We start from the raw sequence: 17,267 nt of genomic DNA, 5'->3' as shown, positions 1-17,267 counted from the left end.
GGCCGGGCCTGGTGCCAGCCCGCCGGGAAAAATTGAAAAAAGGGGCGCTGACGCCCCTTTGCCTGGAAAGCCGCGGGCGCCGCGTCAGGCGGCGTTCTCGCCCTCGACCTCGAAGAACTCGTCCCCGCCCTCGGCGGCCACGGCCTTGACGACGTCGTTGACGGCGTTGGCCTTGCCTTCCAGCACCGCGTCGGCGAGGCCGCGCGCGTACAGCGTGACGGCCTTGGCCGAGTCATCGTTGCCGGGGATCACGTGGTCGATGCCGTCGGGGTTGTGGTTGGAGTCCACCACGCCGATCAGCGGGATGCCGAGCTTCCGCGCCTCGGCCACGGCGATCTTGTGGTAGCCCACGTCGATCACGAAGATGGCGTCGGGCAGCGCGTTCATGTCCTGGATGCCGCCGATGTCGCGCTCGAGCTTGGCGATCTCGCGGGTGAACATGAGCTGCTCCTTCTTGCTCATCGCGTCCAGGCCGATCTCCTGCTGGGCCTTCATGTCCTTCAGGCGCTTGATCGAGGTCTTGACGGTCTTGAAGTTGGTCAGCATACCGCCCAGCCAGCGCTGCTCGACGAAGGGCATGCCGGCGCGCTGGGCTTCCTGGGCCACGATCTCGCGCGCCTGGCGCTTGGTGGCCACGAACAGGACGGTGCCGCGGTTGGCGGCGAGCTGGCGCGCGTACTTCTGCGCGTCCTGGAACATCGGCAGCGACTTTTCCAGGTTGATGATGTGGATCTTGTTGCGATGGCCGAAGATGTAGGGGGCCATCTTGGGGTTCCAGAAGCGCGTCTGGTGGCCGAAATGGACACCGGCTTCCAGCATTTCACGCATGGTCACGGACATGGGATTACCTTTGCAAGGTTGGGTCTAAAATCCAGCCCGCTCATCGCCTGAGCAGCCGTCCATGAAAAACGGCGCTGGCGGGCGACACCTCGTCAGGGCTGGTTTGGGATTTGTCCTGCTGCGCCAGGCCCGCTTGAGAAAACGGCCAGCAGCAGAACCGTCGAATTATAGCGCGGCGCCATGGCCGCCCCAGCCCCCTGCGCCGCCCGTCCACCGCGCGACCATCCTTATTAACTATCCAATTGATAGCTGTCCGCGCAATATTCATGCGGTCTTTTTCCGTATTTTCCTCTTGAAACTCGCATGAACATCGCGATCCTCGGCGCCGGCATCATCGGCGTGACCACGGCCTACGAGCTGGCCGCCGACGGCCATCAGGTGACGGTGTTCGAACGCCACGCCAGCGTGGCCGAGGGCGCCAGCTTCGCCACCGCCGGCCTGCTGGGCGTCGGCGGCATCGTGCCCTGGGCCAGCCCGCACGGACCGCTTCGGACGCTCGCCCGCCTGCTGGCCGGGCAGGCGCCGGTGCGGGTGGCGCGCCCGCTGACCGCCGCCGACCTGGCCTGGGTGCGCCGCTGGCTGCGCGGCCGCGATGCCGCCGCCCACGCCGTCCACCGCGCGCGCCTGCAGCGCCTGGCCGCCTACAGCCGCCAGCGCCTGCACGAGGTGGCCGGCCGCATGGCCTACGACTTCGACCGCAGCAGCGGCGTCCTGGTACTGCTGCGCGGCGAGCGCGAGCGCCAGCTCGCGCAACCGGGCGTGGCCGCGCTGCGCGAGCTGGGCGTGGCCTGCCGCGAGATCGAGGCCGACGAGGCGCGCCGCATCGAGCCCGCGCTGAACCCGCACACCCCCCTGGCCGGCGCCCTCCACCTGCCGCAGGACGAGGTCGGCAACTGCCGGCAGTTCGCTGTCATCCTGCGCGACGCCGCCGAAGGGCTGGGCGCGCGCTTCATGTTCGGCACCGCGGTGGCGGCCCTCGACCCGGCCCGGCCCGCCACGCTGCACCTGGCCGGCGACCCTGCGCCGCGGCACTTCGACGCCGTGGTGCTGTGCGCCGGCGCGCCCTCGGCCGCGCTGCTGGCGCCGCTGGGCCTGCGCCTGCCGCTGCGGCCGGTCTACGGCTATTCCATCAGCGCCCACATCCCCGAACCCCTGCACGCGCCCGTCAGCGGCGTGGTGGACGAGCGCCTGCGGGTCGCCATCACCCGCCTGGGCCAGCGCGTGCGCGTGGCCGGCGCGGCCGAGATCGGCGGCCGTCCCGACGCGCCGAACCCGCACGCCCTGCAGACGCTGTACCAGACGCTGGCCGACTGGTTCCCCGCCGCCGGGCGCCTGTCCAGCGGCGTGCAGGTGTGGAAAGGCGCGCGCCCCGCGCTGCCCGACGGCCTTCCCATGATCGGCGCCAGCGGCCTGCCCGGCCTGTGGCTCAACCTGGGGCACGGCGACGGCGGCTGGGCGCTGGCGTGCGGATCGGCGTGCGTGGTGGCCGACCTGATCGCCGGCCGCGCGGCCGAGATCGACACCGACGGCCTGGGGCCAGCGCGCCTGCGCTGAACACGGGGCCGGTGCCCGCACAATGCCGCCATGCCCCACCCCATCCGCCCCGGCCCGCCGCTTGTCCTGTACGACGCCGCCGCCACGCGCGCCGTCGAGCAATCCGCCGCCGCCCGGTTGCCCGCCCATGCCCTGATGCAGCGCGCCGGCCTGGCCACGGCGCGGCTGGCGCTGGCGCTGGCGCCGCACGCGCGCCGGCTCTGGATCGCCTGCGGGCCGGGCAACAACGGCGGCGACGGGCTGGAGGCGGCGGTGCACCTGCGGCGCTGGGGGCTGGAGCCCGTGGTCACCTGGCTCGGCGCGCCCGACCGCGCCCCGGCGGACGCGCGCGCCTCGTGGCGGCGCGCCGCCGAAGCCGGCGTGCATTTCGCCGACCAGCCGCCCGAAGCGCTGGGCCCGCAGGACCTGTGCATCGACGCCCTGCTGGGCATCGGCGCCTCTCGCGCGCCCACGGGTCGCATGGCCGACTGGCTGGCGCGCCTGCGGAGCGGGCCGGCGCCGCTGCTGTGCGTCGATCTGCCGTCCGGGCTGGACGCGGACACCGGCGTCTGGCACCTTCTGGATGCTCCTGAAACAATAGCTTCTGGCGAAGCACCCACGTCGGATGGAGGCCAAAAACACCTTGAATCTCCGCCCGCGGCCGTCCACACCCTGTCCCTGCTTGCCCTCAAGCCCGGCCTGTTCACCGGCCAGGGGCGCGACGCGGGCGGCCAGCTCTGGTTCGACGACCTGGGCATCGGCGACCCCGGCGTGCCGCCCACGGCGTGGCTGACCGGCGCCCCGGCGCCCGCCGCGTGTCCGCACGCCAGCCACAAGGGGCGCTTCGGCGACGTCGCCATCGTCGGCGGCGAGGGCCTGGCCGCGCGCGGCATGGGCATGGCCGGCGCGGCGCTGCTGGCCGCGTCCGCCGCGCTGCACGGCGGCGCCGGCCGCGTGCTGGTGTGCCCGCTGGACGGCGGCGCGCTGGCGCTCGACCCCGGCCAGCCCGAACTGATGTTCCGCACCTGGCCGGCGCTGGCGCCAGCGCTGGCGGCGCTCACCGTCGTGTGCGGCTGCGGCGGCGGCGAGGCGGTGCGCGCCGTGCTGCCCGAGGTGCTGCGCCGCGCCCCGCGCCTGGTGCTGGACGCCGACGCGCTGAACGCCATCGCCGCCACGCCCGACTGGCAGCCGCTGCTGGCCGCGCGCCACGCCGCCGGCCAGGCCAGCGTGCTCACGCCTCACCCGCTGGAAGCCGCGCGCCTGCTGGGTACCACCACCGGCACCGTGCAGACCGACCGCCTGCGCGCCGCGCGCGCGCTGGCCGAGCGCTTTCAGGCCACCGTGGTGCTGAAAGGTTCCGGCTCGGTCGTCGCCGCGCCGAGCCAGGCGCCGCGCATCAACCCAACCGGCGGCGCGCGCCTGTCCACCGCCGGCACGGGCGACGTGCTGGCCGGCCTGGTCGGCGCCGCGCTGGCGGCCGGTGCCCCAGCCTTCGACGCCGCCTGCAGCGCCGTCTACCGCCACGGCGCGGCGGCCGATGCGTGGCCGGACGGGCGCGCGCTCACGGCGGGCGCATTGGCGCGGGCGCTTCGGTCCTGAAGCGCGAACGCCGCGCGAGAACGCGGCGTTTTCAAGGATTTCAGGCTTCCAGCCCGCGTGCGTATTGCGCCATAAGCTATTAAATCAGTAGCATTCCGGTCATCGCACCGCGCCTCACCCCCGTCCCACGAACGGCATCTTGGTGGCCATGACGGTGTGGAACAGCACGTTGGCCGAGAGCGGCAGGTTGGCCATGTACAGCACCGACTGTCCGACCAGCGCCACGTCCATCACCGCCTCGGCGGCGATCTGGCCGTTGGGCTGGAGGATGCCGCGGGCCATGCGCTCGGTCATGTCGGTGGCGGCGTTGCCGATGTCGATCTGGCCCACGGCGATGTCGTGCGCGCGGCCGTCGAGCGATGCCGTCTTGGTCAGGCCGGTGACGGCGTGCTTGGTGGCCGTGTAGGCGATGGAATGCGGGCGCGGCGCGTGGGCCGAGATGGAGCCGTTGTTGATGATGCGCCCACCGCGCGGCGACTGCGCCTTCATCATGCGGAAGGCGGACTGGAGGCACCAGAACATCCCGTTCAGGTTCACCTCCACCACGGCGCGCCACTGTTCGGGGCTCAGTTCGTCCAGCGGCACGGGGGGGGCGCCGGTGCCGGCGTTGTTGAACAGCAGGTCGACGCGGCCGAAGGCCTGCACGGCGCGGTCGAACAGCGCCTGCACGGCCTGCGGGTCGGCGACGTCGGTGGGCACGGCCAGGACGCGGTCGCCCGCGCCGCTCTCGGCGGCCACCTGCTGCAGCGGCACGGCCCGGCGCCCGGCCAGCGCCACCTGCCAGCCATCGGCCAGCAGGGCCAGCGCGGCGGCCTTGCCGATGCCGCTGCCGGCCCCGGTGACGACGGCGACGCGGGGATGAGAGGTCTGGTTCATCGCATGGTCCTGGTGGGTTGCCGCCTAGCGGCGCGGCTTGCTGCTGCGCTTGGCATTGGTCGCCGCTTTCTTGACGGCGGATTTCAGCGCCTGCATGGGCGAGGCGCGCTCGCGCGTGTCGCCGCGCCCGGCATCGCGCGCCTGGCGTGCGGCGCGCTTGGCCGGCTGGCCGCGCTCGCCGGCGGGGGCCACGCCCTTGTCGCGCAGGGCGCGCGAGACCAGCTCATCGCCCTCGCGCACCAAGCGGAAATCGATCTTGCGCGCGTCCAGGTCGACGCGGCTGACCTGCACGCGCACCCGCGTGCCGATGGCATAGCGGATGCCGGTGCGCTCGCCGCGCAGCTCTTGCCGGACTTCGTCGAAGCGGAAGTATTCACCGCCCAGTTCGGTGATGTGCACCAGCCCCTCGACGTACAGTTCGTCGAGCGTGACGAACAGGCCGAAGGTGGTGGCGGCGCTGACGGTGCCCCCGTATTCCTCGCCCAGGTGCTCCTTCATGTACTTGCACTTGAGCCAGGCCTCGACGTCGCGGCTGGCCTCGTCGGCGCGGCGCTCGTTGGCGCTGCAGTGCAGGCCGGCGGCTTCCCAGGCCTGCAACTCGGCCGAGAGCTTCTTGGGCCGATTGTCGGCGTCCTGCCTGCGCGAGGCGCTATTCTTTTGCAAGCGGCGGCTGAGCTTCTCGTGCGCCTCGCCAGGCGTGGGCAACTGCGGCAAGTTGTAGGTCCGCCGCTCCAGGATGGCTTTGATGACGCGGTGCACCAGCAGGTCGGGGTAGCGCCGGATGGGGCTGGTGAAGTGCGTGTAGGCGTCGTAGGCCAGGCCGAAGTGGCCGCTGTTGACGGGGGTGTAGATGGCCTGGCTCATGGAGCGCAGCAGCATCATGTGGATCTGCTGGGCGTCGGGGCGGTCCTGGGTGGCCGCGGCCACGCGCTGGAACTCGCCGGGCTGCGGCTCGTCGCTGACCGACAGCCCCAGGCCCAGCGCCTTGAGGTAGGCGCGCAGGATTTCCACCTTCTCGGGCGTGGGCCCCTCGTGCACGCGGAACAGGCCGGCGTGCTTGCCCAGGCCGATGAAGTCGGCGCTGCACACGTTGGCGGCCAGCATGCATTCTTCGATCAGGCGGTGCGCGTCGTTGCGGGTGCGCGGCACGATCTTCTCGATGCGGCCAGACTCGTCGCAGACGATCTGCGTCTCGGTGGTGTCGAAGTCCACCGCGCCGCGCTTCTCGCGCGCCTTCAGCAGGGCGCGGAACACGTCGTGCAGGTTCAGCAGGTCGGGCACGCGCGCCTGGCGCTTGGCGGCCTCGGGCCCGCGCGTGTTGGCCAGGATGGCGGCCACCTCGGTGTAGGTGAGGCGCGCGTGGCTGAACAAGACGGCGGGGTAGAACTGGTAGGCGTGCACCTCGCCCTCGGCGGTGACGAGCATGTCGCACACCATGCACAGGCGCTCGACCTCGGGGTTGAGCGAGCACAGCCCGTTGCTCAGCTTCTCGGGCAGCATGGGGATGACGCGGCGCGGAAAGTACACGCTGGTGGCGCGGTCGTAGGCGTCCACGTCGATCGGGCTGCCGGTCTTGACGTAGTGGCTGACGTCGGCGATGGCCACCAGCAAGCGCCAACCGTTGGGCTTGCGGCCGCGGCCGGTGACGACGGCGGGCGTGCAGTACACGGCGTCGTCGAAGTCGCGCGCGTCCTCGCCGTCGATGGTGACCAGAGGCACGTCGGTCAGATCGACGCGGCCGGCCTTGTCGGCCGGGCGCACGGTGTCGGGCAGCGCGCGCGCCTCGCCGATGCAGGCGTCGGAGAACTCGTGCGGCACGCCGTACTTGCGCACGGCGATCTCGATCTCCATGCCGGGGTCGTCCACCTCGCCCAGCACCTCCTTGACATGGCCCACGGGCTGGCCGTAGAGCGCGGGCGGCTCGGTCAGCTCGACCACCACCACCTGCCCCGGCTTGCCAGCGCCGATGGCGGTCTTGTGGATCATCACGTCCTGGCCGTAGCGCTTGTCCTCCGGCGCCACCAGCCACAGGCCGCCCTCGTTGAGCAGCCGGCCGATGATGGGGTGCGGCGGACGCTCGACGATCTCCAGCACCCGGCCCTCGGGGCGGCCGCGCCGGTCGTGGCGCACCACGCGCACCTTGACGCGGTCGCGGTGCAGCACCGCGCGCATCTCGTTGGGCGGCAGGTAGATGTCGGACTCGCCGTCGTCGCGCACCATGAAGCCATGGCCGTCGCGGTGGCCTTGCACCGTGCCTTCGATTTCGTCCAGCAGGTTGCCGGGTGGCTCTGATTTTTTGATATATACTCCTTGGTTCCTGATGCCCAGGTGGCGGAATTGGTAGACGCACTAGTTTCAGGTACTAGCGGGTAACTCCGTGGAGGTTCGAGTCCTCTCTTGGGCACCAACATGAAAGCAGCGGGTCTGAACATACCAGACGCGCCGCGACGAAAAGGCCACCTCCGGGTGGCTTTTTTCTTGCCTGTCCATCAGACGGGCAAGGCCACGAGGTCGTGGCCTTGCGTGCCGACGATGCGCGCGCGAGTGAACTCGCCCACCTTCAGGGTCTTGCTGGCCTTCTCGGGCGGCAGCAGTTGCACGGTGCCGTCGATCTCGGGCGCGTCGGCGTAGCTGCGCCCCACCCCGCCGCGGCGGCCCAGCGCGGGCGCCGAGTCGACCAGCACCTGCATGATGGCGCCGACACGCTCGCGCAGCTTGTCGGCGGACACCTGCTCGGCCACCGCCATGAAACGCGCGCGGCGCTCCTCGCGCAGCTCGGGCGGCAGCATGCCGGGCAGGTTGTTGGCGGTGGCGCCCTCGACCGGCGAATAGGCGAAGCATCCCACGCGGTCGATGCGCGCGGCGCGCATGAAGTCGAGCAGGTGCTCGAACTCGGCCTCGGTCTCACCCGGAAAGCCGGCGATGAAGGTGGAGCGGATCACCAGCTCGGGGCACATGTCGCGCCAGCGCTGGATGCGCTCCAGGTTCTTCTCGCCACTGGCGGGACGCTTCATGCGCCGCAGCACGTCGGGATGGCTGTGCTGCAGGGGCACGTCCAGGTACGGCAGCACGCGGCCTTCAGCCATCAGCGGCACGATGTCGTCCACGTGCGGGTAAGGGTACACGTAGTGCAGCCGCACCCAGGCGCCAGTGCGGCTCGGCCAGCTCGGCGAGCTGTTCCACCAGCTCCAGCATGCGGGTCTTCACCGGGCGGCCGTCCCAGAAGCCGGTGCGGTACTTCACGTCCACGCCGTAGGCCGAGGTGTCCTGGCTGATGACCAGCAGCTCCTTCACGCCACCCTCGAACAGCGCGCGCGCCTCCTTCAGCACGTCGCCGATGGGCCGGCTGACCAGGTCGCCACGCATCGAGGGAATGATGCAGAAGGTGCAGCGGTGGTTGCAGCCCTCGCTGATCTTCAGGTAGGCGTAGTGGCGCGGCGTAAGCTTCAGGCCCGCCTCACCGAAGGCGCCGGGCACCAGGTCGATGAACGGGTCGTGCGGTTTGGGCAGGTGGTGGTGCACCGCGTCCATCACCTCCTGCGTGGCGTGCGGGCCGGTCACGGCCAGCACCGACGGGTGCAGGTGCTTGACCAGGTTTTCTGAATCATTTTGGCCTTCAGCGCGCGTCCCTTCTATGCCAGAAGCTATCGTTTTTGCACCAAGGCAGCCGGTGACGATGACCTTGCCGTTGACCGACAAGGCCTCGCCGATGGTGTCCAGGCTTTCCTTGACCGCCTCGTCGATGAAGCCACAGGTGTTGACGATGACCAGATCGGCCCCTTCGAACGTCTTGCTGGTCGCGTAGCCCTCGGCCGACAGTTGCGTCAAGATCAGTTCCGAGTCGGTCAGCGCCTTGGGGCACCCCAGGCTGACGAAGCCGATGCGCGGGGCGGGCGTGATGGTGTCATTCATGCGGCGATTGTCGCAGCCCGCGCCAGGCGCGCTCTGGCGGGCCGGACGCCAAGAACGCTATCGCTTGATGCCAAAGGCGCCCAGCACCTGCTCGGTCTGCTTGGTCATCTGCTCCTGCAACTGCAGGAACATGGCCTTCGACTGCTCCAGGTAGTTGCCCATCACGCCCTGCATCACCGGCGACTGCAGGCGCATGAACTGCGACCACATCTCCGGCGTCAGTCCCTGGGACTGCTCGGCCAGCTTGGCCTGGATGTCCATGAAGGCCTGGACGTTCTTCTCCAGGTACGAGCCCATGAAGCCCTGCATCGCATGGCCGTAGAAGCGGATGATGTTGGCCAGCACCGCCTCGGTGAACATGGGCGCGCCGCCGGCCTCTTCTTCCAGGATGATCTGCAGCAGGATGCTGCGCGTCAAATCCTCGCCCGTCTTCGCGTCGCGCACCACGAACGCATCGCGGTTCATCACCAACTGCCGCACCTGCGCCAGCGTGATGTAGGCGGAGGTGTCGGTGTCGTAGAGCCGCCGGTTGGGGTACTTCTTGATCACCCTGGGCGCCTGCGCACCCGCGCGCCCCGCCACGGTTCCGGTCTTGAAAGGCGCGGAAACTCTGGTACGGCTCATGGTGCGGGGTGTCCCTGAGGCTGCTGCATCGCCACGGATTCTAGGCGGGCCGCGCGGGCGCCCCGCGCGACCTTCGCTGATGTGAAAAAGTCCGCTATCTTGTGGATAGCGGACTCTTTACTGCTTTCGCTGAATTTCTGGTAAGACGTACAGGGGTCGAACCTGTGACCAACGGATTGCCGCTGCCGAGCTTGCGGGGAACAGCCATGACGGCGGGGTCGTCGTTGGCGATGTTGGCGGGGTCGTCGGGCAGGTCTTTCCAGAACGGAATGCTGAAAGCATCTGCGCCGGCCTTCAGTTGGTCGTCGATAGCACTGTTGCGCGCGACGATGCTGGATTGCACCAGGGCCGATTTCTCGACGGAGTTTTGAACGATGTACGCGGTGAATTCCTCAGGGACGACGACGTCCGCAATTTGAGTGACAGCCATGATCGGCCTTTCAAAATCAGGGGGTGATTTCGCAGGCCAGCTACTGCTGTCAGCGTTCGCGCGACGGCGCGGGGGAGGGGTGCCCGCCAGCTACTGCCAGCGGGGACGCCTAGATTTTAGGCAGTGCGATGGACTATCGCAAGCCGAGCAGCGGGGCTTTTGTCGGGGCTGGGGGTTCGGTGGGATCGGGTGCCCAGGTAAGGCCGCGAGAACCGCCATTGCCACCAACACCGCCGCCGCCGGAAGATCCCGTGCCGCGCACGCATCGGCCCAGGTCGGTGTCGGGCAGGCGGTCGCACATTTTCGTCAGAAAGCTCCACATGCCGCCGCTCAGGTCGGCAGGCTCGCCCTTCTCATCGAACCAAGCCGGGCCGCTCAACGCCATGCTCATCGGGCAGCATCTTGAGCAATCCCAGCTCGGCGCAGGTGTCCTTGAGGTAGCGCCACGGCCCGGCCGCTGCGCCGCGTAAATCGTCCTCCAGCGGCTTCAAAACTTCCAAGGCATACCAACGCTGGTGCAGGTCGCCCTGGGCCATCAGGTCGGCCAAGGGCACGCTGATGGGCTTGCCATCGGCGTCCAGCTCGCCGGTCGGGATCAGGGCATTGGGGTTGCGCGCGGCGATGTCCTGGGCGCGCGCCTGCTCAGGGGTGGCAGGCTTGGCCGGTTCGGGCGCCGATGGCGGCGCAGGTTCATCGCGCCCCAGCAGATGGGACACGGCATCGACAACCTTGCCGATGAGGGTTTGGGGCGGCGCGTCTTGGCCGCCAGGGTGCGCTACCTCGCTTGCTGCTTCGCCACTTCGGCGCTGGCCCGGTTCATGGCTTCCACGATTTTGCGCGCCCAGGGGTCCACCGTCGCCTCGGGAAGCACGGTAAAGCCCGAGGCCGATTTCTCCACGGGCGTGGGCGCCGTCGATGGCGTCAGAGAAGGTGCGGAGAGCGGAGCTTTCATGTACACGAGGAATTTCCTGTAGGGGAATTGGCCGGACTGGCGTGCCGGCTGGGCCGCTGTTATCGACGGCCTGAATTCTCACCCTTGCATCACCATTATAGTGCTGGGCGATGGCCCGCACCGTCTCCGGCGCGTTCGCGTGCGCCTGAGCCAGCGCATCAATGGGCACTGGCCTGCCTTCTTGGGCGGCACGCTGGATGACGCCCTGGATGGCCAGTTCCGGGGGCCGATAGACGTAGAGAATTTGAACGCTGCGGCCCGAGTCCAGCGCCGCCTGCACATCGCTCAGCGCGCGCGCCTGATTGGAGAATGTGCCGTCCACCGTGATATCGGCGGTGTTTTCACCCAGCAAGGATTCGCGCGCGAACGACTTGCCAGAACCGCCGCCGCCCGCCATGAACAGCACGGCGTTGTCACGCCCTTCCGCCACCGGCCGCGCCAGCGCGCGGGCGTAGAGCTGCTTGGTCAAGGCGCTGGCCGCCTCGTGGATGTCGGCGGCGCGCAGGCGGTTGTCGCGGTACGCGGGCGACAGTTCGCGCACCAGGTCGGTGTCGATCAGGTGGCCGCCGTCGGTGAGGTTGCGGCCTTCGGCGTTGGACAGGGCGGCGTACTCGGCCTCCAGGTGTTCGGCCGGCCGGCCGCCGAAGTCCAGCGACTGGCCCAGCAGCGTGTCGCCCTCGTTCAGGCTCCGCGCCAGCCCGTCCGCGCGCGCCGCCACGGTGGCGGCGTCGGTGGGCACGTCGGCCGCCACGCTGACCATCTCGCCGCTGTCCAACTGCTGGCGCGCCAGTGCCTGCGCCTCGCGCGCGGCGTTGCTGGCGGCCAGGTCGCCCGGCTGGGTGAGCGTGTCGCCGTCGCGCGCGTGCACCTCGTTCATGGTCAGCGCGGCGGCATGCTCGTCCGGCGTCAGCGCGGGCGGGGCCTTTGGCTTGGCGCGGTGGAACGCGGCGCCGAAGGACACGCCCGCGACGGCGGCCACGGCCAGGTTCACCGGGTCGAAGGGTTGGTGCTGCTCGGCGATCTTGCCGTAGTCGGCATGCTGCAGCAGCAGGTGAATGCCGCCCGTCTCAGCCACGTTCAGCGCCGGGTTGGCCACCGCCCCGATGGCGGCGCTGCCGGCGCGCGTGGCACCCATGGCGGCCGGCAGGCGCAGGCCCGCCGCACCGGCCATGCCAGTCATCAGGCCGGCCGCTGCGGCGGTGCGCTCGTCCACGCCCTTGTCGCCCAGCTCCTGCGCTCGGCCCACCCCCAGGTCGGCGCCGAACAGCACTGGGGCGGCCGGGCCGGCCGGCGCGTAGGCCACCGCCTTCGCCAGGCTGGACAGCACACCGTGGGCGATCTGCCCGGCCATGCCAACCGACAGCGGGTCGGGCGCGTAGCCCTTGGCCTTCTCGCGCAGGCTTTGGGGCACGTCCGACGCGGGCAGCGCGGCCAGGGCGGCGCGGCTGTCGTCGGCCACCGGCAGGCCCACGTCCACCGCGCCGGGCGAGTAGTTGCCCACGGACTGGCCATGCGCTTCGAGCATGCCGGCCCAGGCGCTGGCCGAAGTCAACGCGGCGGTCGGCAGGGCGTCGGCCAGGGCGCTGCCGAAACCGCCAAAGGCGCCGGGCTGGCTCGGGGCCGATGACTGGCGCACGGCCTCACGCTCGCGGTCGGCCTGCTCACTGGGGAAGAACTCGAACATCAGCGCGGCACCTGCAACAGGTACGGGCGGCCGTTGGCGCCCATCACCACGCCATTGCCGGCGCGCACCCAATAGCCGCCGCCCTGCACGCTCTGCAACTGCGCGCCGGGCAGCATGCGGGCGAAATCGGCAGCGGCAAGCTTGGCGCCGCCCGCGCTGAACTCGCCGCCCGCCGCCTTGATGGCCTGCGGCGCGGCACCGCCCACGTAGTCGCGGAACTGGCTGTAGGGCTTGCCGTAGGGCAGTACGATCTGGCTGCCGTTGTGGTTTTCGATGCCTCCGGTGGCGATCTGGATGGCGGACTTCCAGCGGCCGGCGTTCAGCACGCCGGAGTAGTCGCCGTCCTCGGCCGATTTCGCGGCGTAGACCACGCGCGCGGTTTGCAGGTACAGGTCGGCCGCGCGCTCGCTGCCCTTGAAGGCCGATCCCGTGACGCTGTTCCAGTCGGACAGCATCAGCTTGGCCTCCGGCATCTTGACCAGCGCCTTGCCGCCCGCGTGCCCACTGCCGTCTTCCTTGGCATCGGGCGGCGTCAGGATGGCCTGGCCGCGCAGGATCAGGTCGGCCGTGTCGTGCCCCTGCGTGGTACGGTAGCCGCTGGCCTGGTACAGCCCCGCCAGCGCCACCGTGGGCATGTCCGGGGCGATGGCCTGCAGCGCGGCCTTGTACAGGGGCAAGTTGTTCACACCCTGCGCCATGGCGCCCAGCAGCTTCTTTTGCTGCTCCACCGGCTGCGTGCGCAGCAGGGCCGTCAGGCCCTTGGCCTCGCCATCGGTGAGCAGGTTCACGGGCGTGCCGTAGTCGCGCGCCATCTGCGGGGCGACGCTGGCGCGGCGCGCCATCTCCTGCCCCAGCGCGCCCAGGTCATCCGGCTTGGCGATGGGCTGGATGCCGTAGGCGCCGGCCTGCAGCGCGAAAGCCACCGGGTCATTGGCGCGCGCCTTGTTGACGTGATCGACCGCCTTCAGGAGGATGTCGTAGTTCTGCTGGCGTGCGGCGAAGCCCACGCCCGGCTGGGGCTTGGAAGCCTTGACCAACTCCGCCATGCCGGCGGCCGGCATTTCCTTGAGCTGCTGCAGGTTCTGGCCCAGCGCGGCCACGCCCTGCTGCTCGCGGAAGCGGCGCACGCCCTCATCCTGGCCGTAGGCGCGAATGAACGCCCCTTCGCCAGGCGGGTTGCTGGCGAAGCCGTTGGCCATGTACTCGGCGCTGGAATCCTTCACGCGCTGATCCAGCACCTGACGCTCGGCCGCCATGGACTGCTTGGCTTGGGTGGCGGCCAGGTGCAGCACCTCCTGCTTCCACTGCGGCGGCAGGCCGTCGATCAGCGGCAGGCCGGTGGTGGCCTGCCCCAGGTCGGGCAGAGCCGGCGCGCGCGTGGCGGCGGCCGGCAGGCTGGACTGGCCCAGCGCCGCCGACAGGCCGCGCCCCAGGGTGGCATCGTCGTATGGCTGCTTGCCGTTCTCGTGGCGCACGATGGCGCGCGTGAGCCCGCTCAGGGTGGCGGCATCGCACAGGTTCAGCGGCGCGTCGGGCTTGACGCCCATTTCCTTTGCGACGGCGGCGACGTAGGCGCTGGTGTTGTTCTCGGTGGCGGGTGCCCAGCGGGCGATGATGTCCTGCACCGTGTTCAGGCCGTACTTGCCCTGGTAGGCCAGCAGGTTCTTGCCCAGCGCGGCAATGCCGGCCTCGGGCGTGGCGAAGCTGGCAAAGCGCGGGTCGTTGCCGTCCACCTGGCCGGCCCACTGGATGCCGCTCTTGACGATGTTGCCGGGGTTGTTGTTGCGCAGGCCGCGCGCGGCCGACAGGTCGCCTGAGCCGGTGGAGGCTCCCGCAGCGCCAGCGGCACCGCCTTGCGCTGGCGCGAACCCCACGCCGCCATTGGCGTTGACCTCCATCGCCAGCAGCGACTTGGCCTTCAGGAACAGCTTGTTGCCTACATCGTCCTGGAACCCGGGCGAAAGCTGGGCGGCGTTCTTCAGGTAGTGCGCCAGCGCGGCCTGCGGGTCTTTCACCGACCAGGCGTCGTAGCGCGCCTTCAGGCCGGTGTCGCGGTACTGCTGGAACTGCAGTTGCTCGGTGGTCTCGTCCCAGCCGTTGATCTGGGCACGCGCGCGGGTTTCGTTGCGCGCCACCTCATCGGCGGCAGACCATCCCTTGTCGTCGGTGAAGTTCTGCGCGGCGGTCTGATAGCTGACCACGGCGCGCGCGTTGGCGGTGTTGTCTCGGAACTGGCGTTCTTGCGTGCCCGCGTGCATGTCCATCTGCTGGCGGGCATGCGCCATGCGCTGCGCCAGCGCCGGCTCCAGCATGGCCCGCGCGCGCGGGTTGGGGATGCCGTCGAGGATGCTGGCGTACTGGTCGCGCAGGCCCTGCTGCGCCACCTCGTAGCCCTTGATCGCGGCATCGCCCCGGGTGTTCAGATAGCCGCCCTTGGGGTCGTACAGCAACTTGCTGGCGGCCTCCATCGCCTGCACGTCGCCGGCCTTGGCGACGGTCTGATCGGCCCGCGCCTGAATGTCGTCAGCGATCTTGCCCATCGACTGGCCCGCACCCTCCAGCGCCTGGCCGAATCCCTGCATCTGGCGCGCGCCAACGTCGCTGACCTCGGGCGATACCAGCCGGCCTTGGGGGATGCCGCCCGGCGTGGCTTGCGGGCCGTCTGGCATGGGGACTCGAGGCATCGGTTACCCCTTCAGGATGGAGACATTGACCATGTCCGCATGGTGCTGCGCGCGCGCCGCGTCACGCGCACCGGCTTGCACGCCTGTACTCGAACGACTACAATGCAGGCATGCAAATCGAAACGACCGAACCTTTCGAGGCTTGGCTGGACGGCCTGAAAGACCGCCTGACACGCATCCGCTTGTCGCGCCGTCTGGACAAAGCAGAGCGCGGCTTGCTGGGCGATGTGGAACCGGTGGGCGAAGGCGTGTACGAGATGCGAGAGTTCTTCGGCCCCGGCTGGGGCATGTACTACGTGCAGCGCGGCCAGGTTCTGATCGTGATGCTGGGCGGCGGGGACAAATCCACCCAGCAGGCGGACATTGCCGCCGCCATCGCTTTGTCCAAGACCTTGCCGGAGTGAACCATGAGCACCCAAATCACCAAAACCCGTTCCTTTGACCTGGCCGAAAGCCTGCGCGATGAGGAAGACATCGCCGCCTATCTCACGCTGGTGATTGAGGATGGCGACCCTGGCGAACTGGCGCATGCGCTGGGCGTGGTGGCCCGCGCACGCGGCATGGCGCAGATCGCCGCCGATGCAGGCATGGGGCGCGAAGCGCTGTACAAAGCCCTGCGCGCCGATGCCAGCCCTCGCTTTGACACCATCGCCCGCGTGTGCAAGGCGCTGGGCGTCAAGCTGGTGGCCGTACCCGAGCACGCGCCGGCGGCTTGATCAGGCTTACCTCCAGCCGTTGTTCAGTTCGAACAGCGCGCCGAGGGGATCGCCGGCCGGGCCAGGCCACCGCTGCTGCCGCTGCCCTTGTTGAACTCGTACCATCCGCTCGCCACCCTTCCCGCGCTGCCCAGCAGCGAGGTGCCGGCCGCCAGGCCCGGGCTGATGCCGGCCGCGTTGGCGCGCGACATCGTGGCCTGGCTGCGCGCGTTGGCGGCCTGCATGCGCTGGCCGAACGCGGCGCGCATGGCGTTGATCTCCAGCGTGGCGCGGTCGGTCTCCCGCATCACGTCGGTGCTGGCCTCCACGTCGGCCGCGCTGCCCTCGCCCAGGGCGATGCCGTTGGCGGCCATGGCGGCGCGCTGGCGGCTCTTGAGCTGGCCGTATTGCGCCGTGGTCGCGGCGATGCGCTGCTGGCCGTCGCGCAGCTCGGCCTGCGCGCCCAGCTCGGCGATGCGGGCATTGGCCTCCGAGATCGCGGCCTGCGCGCCGAGGTTGCCCTTCTGGATGCTGGCCTGCGTGCTGGCGCCGAAGGCGGACGTGATGCCGCCAGCGACTTGCGAGTAGAGAGATGTTGGCGAGTGCGCCGGAGGAGAGTCTCATGCCGGCATGGTGGGCCGCGTGGGCGGCGTCACGCGCACCGGGTCAGCGCGGCCAGAACGGCGGCGCAATTATGCGCCAATGGCGTATGATAGATGAATACTCACCGTCGTGGAAACAACCGCATTCCAGAGCCTCTGGCCGGACTACTGGACAGAAGGCGAGCGCGGCGAGTTCGCTGCCTACATTGCCCAGCACCCACAAGCTGGCGACGTCGTGCGCGGCTCGGGCGGTGTGCGCAAAGTGCGATGGGCGCGCAAGGGCTCTGGCAAGAGCGGCGGCGTGCGCATCATTTATTTCGTGCGCAACGAGCGCGGCGAAATCGTTCTGTTGACCCTCTACGCCAAAAGTGCCCTCGACAACATCCCCGGCCACATACTGAAGGAAATTCGCCATGCCATCGAATCGCGAACCCCTGACTGATGCGCAACTTGCGGCCAAAGAGGCCGGGCGCGACATCGGCGCTGAAATCCTGGCCGGCATCCGGGACGTGAAGGCGGGGCGCACTCGCGCTGTGTACTCGCCCGTAGTGGCCGCGCGCCAGAAATCCGGGCTTTCTCAATCTGGCTTTGCCGCCGCCATGGGTGTGTCCGTTCGCACGCTCCAGCAATGGGAGCAGGGGCGGCGACAGCCGACGGGTGCCGCCAAGGCGCTGCTTCAAATCGCCGAACGCGCGCCTGATGCACTGGTCAAGGCGGGGCTGGTTCCTGCTGCATAAACGTCGTTGCCGCGTGGACGGTGCAGGCCCTTGCCGCCTGACTGCGGCGTCACCGTCCCCAATCCGTGCGCGCCCGCATGCGCCCCAGGCAGCCCGGCG

15 protein-coding genes, 1 tRNA gene and 1 pseudogene are annotated in these 17,267 nt (G+C 69.8%); 8 read left to right on the top strand and 9 right to left on the bottom strand.

Annotated elements, in window-relative coordinates; translation table 11 throughout:
• Window positions 1-84 precede the first annotated feature (84 nt).
• Entirely contained in the window at window positions 85-840 is a 756-nt protein-coding gene (gene rpsB, locus IPG65_RS11835; RefSeq protein WP_293189648.1) for a 30S ribosomal protein S2, read from the bottom strand.
• A 61-nt stretch (window positions 841-901) separates the two neighbouring features.
• Between rpsB and IPG65_RS11830 the strand changes: the two genes are divergently transcribed.
• From IPG65_RS11830 to IPG65_RS11820, 3 genes are read left to right on the top strand one after another with little or no spacing between them, the layout of a single operon-like run.
• Window positions 902-1,147, top strand: coding sequence for a hypothetical protein (locus IPG65_RS11830; protein ID WP_293189646.1), 246 nt, complete (start codon window positions 902-904; stop codon window positions 1,145-1,147).
• Window positions 1,144-2,394, top strand: a complete 1,251-nt coding sequence (locus IPG65_RS11825; RefSeq protein WP_293189644.1) for an FAD-dependent oxidoreductase — start codon at window positions 1,144-1,146, stop codon at window positions 2,392-2,394. The genes IPG65_RS11830 and IPG65_RS11825 overlap by 4 nt, the downstream gene beginning before the upstream one ends.
• 30 nt (window positions 2,395-2,424) lie before the next feature.
• Window positions 2,425-3,972, top strand: coding sequence for an NAD(P)H-hydrate dehydratase (locus IPG65_RS11820; protein ID WP_293189642.1), 1,548 nt, complete (start codon window positions 2,425-2,427; stop codon window positions 3,970-3,972).
• Between the two features lie 114 nt (window positions 3,973-4,086).
• Here the strand turns inward: IPG65_RS11820 and IPG65_RS11815 are convergent, their stop codons facing one another.
• The gene (locus IPG65_RS11815) at window positions 4,087-4,848 is read right to left on the bottom strand and encodes an SDR family oxidoreductase (RefSeq protein ID WP_293189640.1); all 762 of its coding nucleotides are present in this window, start codon (window positions 4,846-4,848) and stop codon (window positions 4,087-4,089) included.
• 24 nt (window positions 4,849-4,872) lie between these two features.
• Window positions 4,873-7,122: a ribonuclease R gene (rnr, locus tag IPG65_RS11810; RefSeq protein WP_293190085.1), complete on the bottom strand. Its 2,250-nt coding sequence runs from the start codon at window positions 7,120-7,122 to the stop codon at window positions 4,873-4,875.
• Between the two features lie 48 nt (window positions 7,123-7,170).
• On the opposite strand from rnr, the gene IPG65_RS11805 reads away from it, so the two are divergent.
• Window positions 7,171-7,255: transfer RNA gene (locus IPG65_RS11805), tRNA-Leu, on the top strand.
• Between the two features lie 82 nt (window positions 7,256-7,337).
• Here IPG65_RS11805 and rimO read toward each other — a convergent pair.
• The 5 genes and pseudogenes from rimO to IPG65_RS11780 form a co-directional block, all read right to left on the bottom strand.
• Window positions 7,338-8,760: pseudogene (rimO, locus tag IPG65_RS11800) on the bottom strand (30S ribosomal protein S12 methylthiotransferase RimO).
• Window positions 8,761-8,817: 57 nt separating this feature from the next.
• Window positions 8,818-9,384 carry a polyhydroxyalkanoate synthesis repressor PhaR gene (gene phaR / locus IPG65_RS11795; protein ID WP_293189638.1) on the bottom strand — a complete coding sequence of 189 codons (567 nt, stop codon included), beginning with the start codon at window positions 9,382-9,384 and terminating at the stop codon, window positions 8,818-8,820.
• 94 nt (window positions 9,385-9,478) lie between these two features.
• Entirely contained in the window at window positions 9,479-9,814 is a 336-nt protein-coding gene (locus IPG65_RS11790) for a hypothetical protein (RefSeq protein WP_293189636.1), read from the bottom strand.
• Between the two features lie 353 nt (window positions 9,815-10,167).
• Window positions 10,168-12,450, bottom strand: coding sequence for a zeta toxin family protein (locus IPG65_RS11785; protein WP_293189634.1), 2,283 nt, complete (start codon window positions 12,448-12,450; stop codon window positions 10,168-10,170).
• A complete protein-coding gene (locus IPG65_RS11780) occupies window positions 12,450-15,134 on the bottom strand; it encodes a hypothetical protein (RefSeq protein ID WP_293189632.1) in 2,685 nt (894 codons plus the stop codon). The genes IPG65_RS11785 and IPG65_RS11780 overlap by 1 nt, the downstream gene beginning before the upstream one ends.
• A gap of 110 nt (window positions 15,135-15,244) precedes the next feature.
• On the opposite strand from IPG65_RS11780, the gene IPG65_RS11775 reads away from it, so the two are divergent.
• On the top strand, window positions 15,245-15,538 hold the full coding sequence (locus tag IPG65_RS11775; RefSeq protein ID WP_293189631.1) for a type II toxin-antitoxin system RelE/ParE family toxin: 294 nt from the start codon (window positions 15,245-15,247) through the stop codon (window positions 15,536-15,538).
• 3 nt (window positions 15,539-15,541) lie between these two features.
• Window positions 15,542-15,850 (top strand): addiction module antidote protein, encoded by a 309-nt coding sequence (locus IPG65_RS11770; RefSeq protein ID WP_293189630.1) that lies wholly within the window; start codon window positions 15,542-15,544, stop codon window positions 15,848-15,850.
• A gap of 23 nt (window positions 15,851-15,873) precedes the next feature.
• Here IPG65_RS11770 and IPG65_RS11765 read toward each other — a convergent pair whose 3' ends face one another.
• Window positions 15,874-16,203, bottom strand: coding sequence for a hypothetical protein (locus IPG65_RS11765; protein WP_293189629.1), 330 nt, complete (start codon window positions 16,201-16,203; stop codon window positions 15,874-15,876).
• Between the two features lie 358 nt (window positions 16,204-16,561).
• Here IPG65_RS11765 and IPG65_RS11760 point away from each other — a divergent pair, with 358 nt between their 5' ends.
• Window positions 16,562-16,873: a type II toxin-antitoxin system RelE/ParE family toxin gene (locus tag IPG65_RS11760; RefSeq protein ID WP_293189628.1), complete on the top strand. Its 312-nt coding sequence runs from the start codon at window positions 16,562-16,564 to the stop codon at window positions 16,871-16,873.
• A complete protein-coding gene (locus IPG65_RS11755) occupies window positions 16,845-17,168 on the top strand; it encodes a helix-turn-helix domain-containing protein (protein WP_293189626.1) in 324 nt (107 codons plus the stop codon). The genes IPG65_RS11760 and IPG65_RS11755 overlap by 29 nt, the downstream gene beginning before the upstream one ends.
• Window positions 17,169-17,267: the final 99 nt, after the last annotated feature.

The organism is Ottowia sp. (assembly GCF_016703145.1).
Lineage (GTDB): Bacteria > Pseudomonadota > Gammaproteobacteria > Burkholderiales > Burkholderiaceae_C > Ottowia.
Note: the sequence above shows the minus strand (reverse complement) of the source record. Positions and strands in the feature narration are given on the sequence as shown.

Bases quoted from the DNA above. Each gene is read 5' to 3' on its own strand.
- IPG65_RS11830 (WP_293189646.1), top strand. From the start codon at position 902: ATGAAAAACGGCGCTGGCGGGCGACACCTCGTCAGGGCTGGTTTGGGA.
- IPG65_RS11775 (WP_293189631.1), top strand. From the start codon at position 15,245: ATGCAAATCGAAACGACCGAACCTTTCGAGGCTTGGCTGGACGGCCTG.
- IPG65_RS11780 (WP_293189632.1), bottom strand. From the start codon at position 15,134: ATGCCTCGAGTCCCCATGCCAGACGGCCCGCAAGCCACGCCGGGCGGC.
- IPG65_RS11820 (WP_293189642.1), top strand. From the start codon at position 2,425: ATGCCCCACCCCATCCGCCCCGGCCCGCCGCTTGTCCTGTACGACGCC.
- IPG65_RS11755 (WP_293189626.1), top strand. From the start codon at position 16,845: ATGCCATCGAATCGCGAACCCCTGACTGATGCGCAACTTGCGGCCAAA.
- IPG65_RS11785 (WP_293189634.1), bottom strand. From the start codon at position 12,450: ATGTTCGAGTTCTTCCCCAGTGAGCAGGCCGACCGCGAGCGTGAGGCC.
- IPG65_RS11815 (WP_293189640.1), bottom strand. From the start codon at position 4,848: ATGAACCAGACCTCTCATCCCCGCGTCGCCGTCGTCACCGGGGCCGGC.
- IPG65_RS11770 (WP_293189630.1), top strand. From the start codon at position 15,542: ATGAGCACCCAAATCACCAAAACCCGTTCCTTTGACCTGGCCGAAAGC.
- phaR (WP_293189638.1), bottom strand. From the start codon at position 9,384: ATGAGCCGTACCAGAGTTTCCGCGCCTTTCAAGACCGGAACCGTGGCG.
- rpsB (WP_293189648.1), bottom strand. From the start codon at position 840: ATGTCCGTGACCATGCGTGAAATGCTGGAAGCCGGTGTCCATTTCGGC.
- IPG65_RS11765 (WP_293189629.1), bottom strand. From the start codon at position 16,203: ATGGCCGCCAACGGCATCGCCCTGGGCGAGGGCAGCGCGGCCGACGTG.
- IPG65_RS11825 (WP_293189644.1), top strand. From the start codon at position 1,144: ATGAACATCGCGATCCTCGGCGCCGGCATCATCGGCGTGACCACGGCC.
- IPG65_RS11790 (WP_293189636.1), bottom strand. From the start codon at position 9,814: ATGGCTGTCACTCAAATTGCGGACGTCGTCGTCCCTGAGGAATTCACC.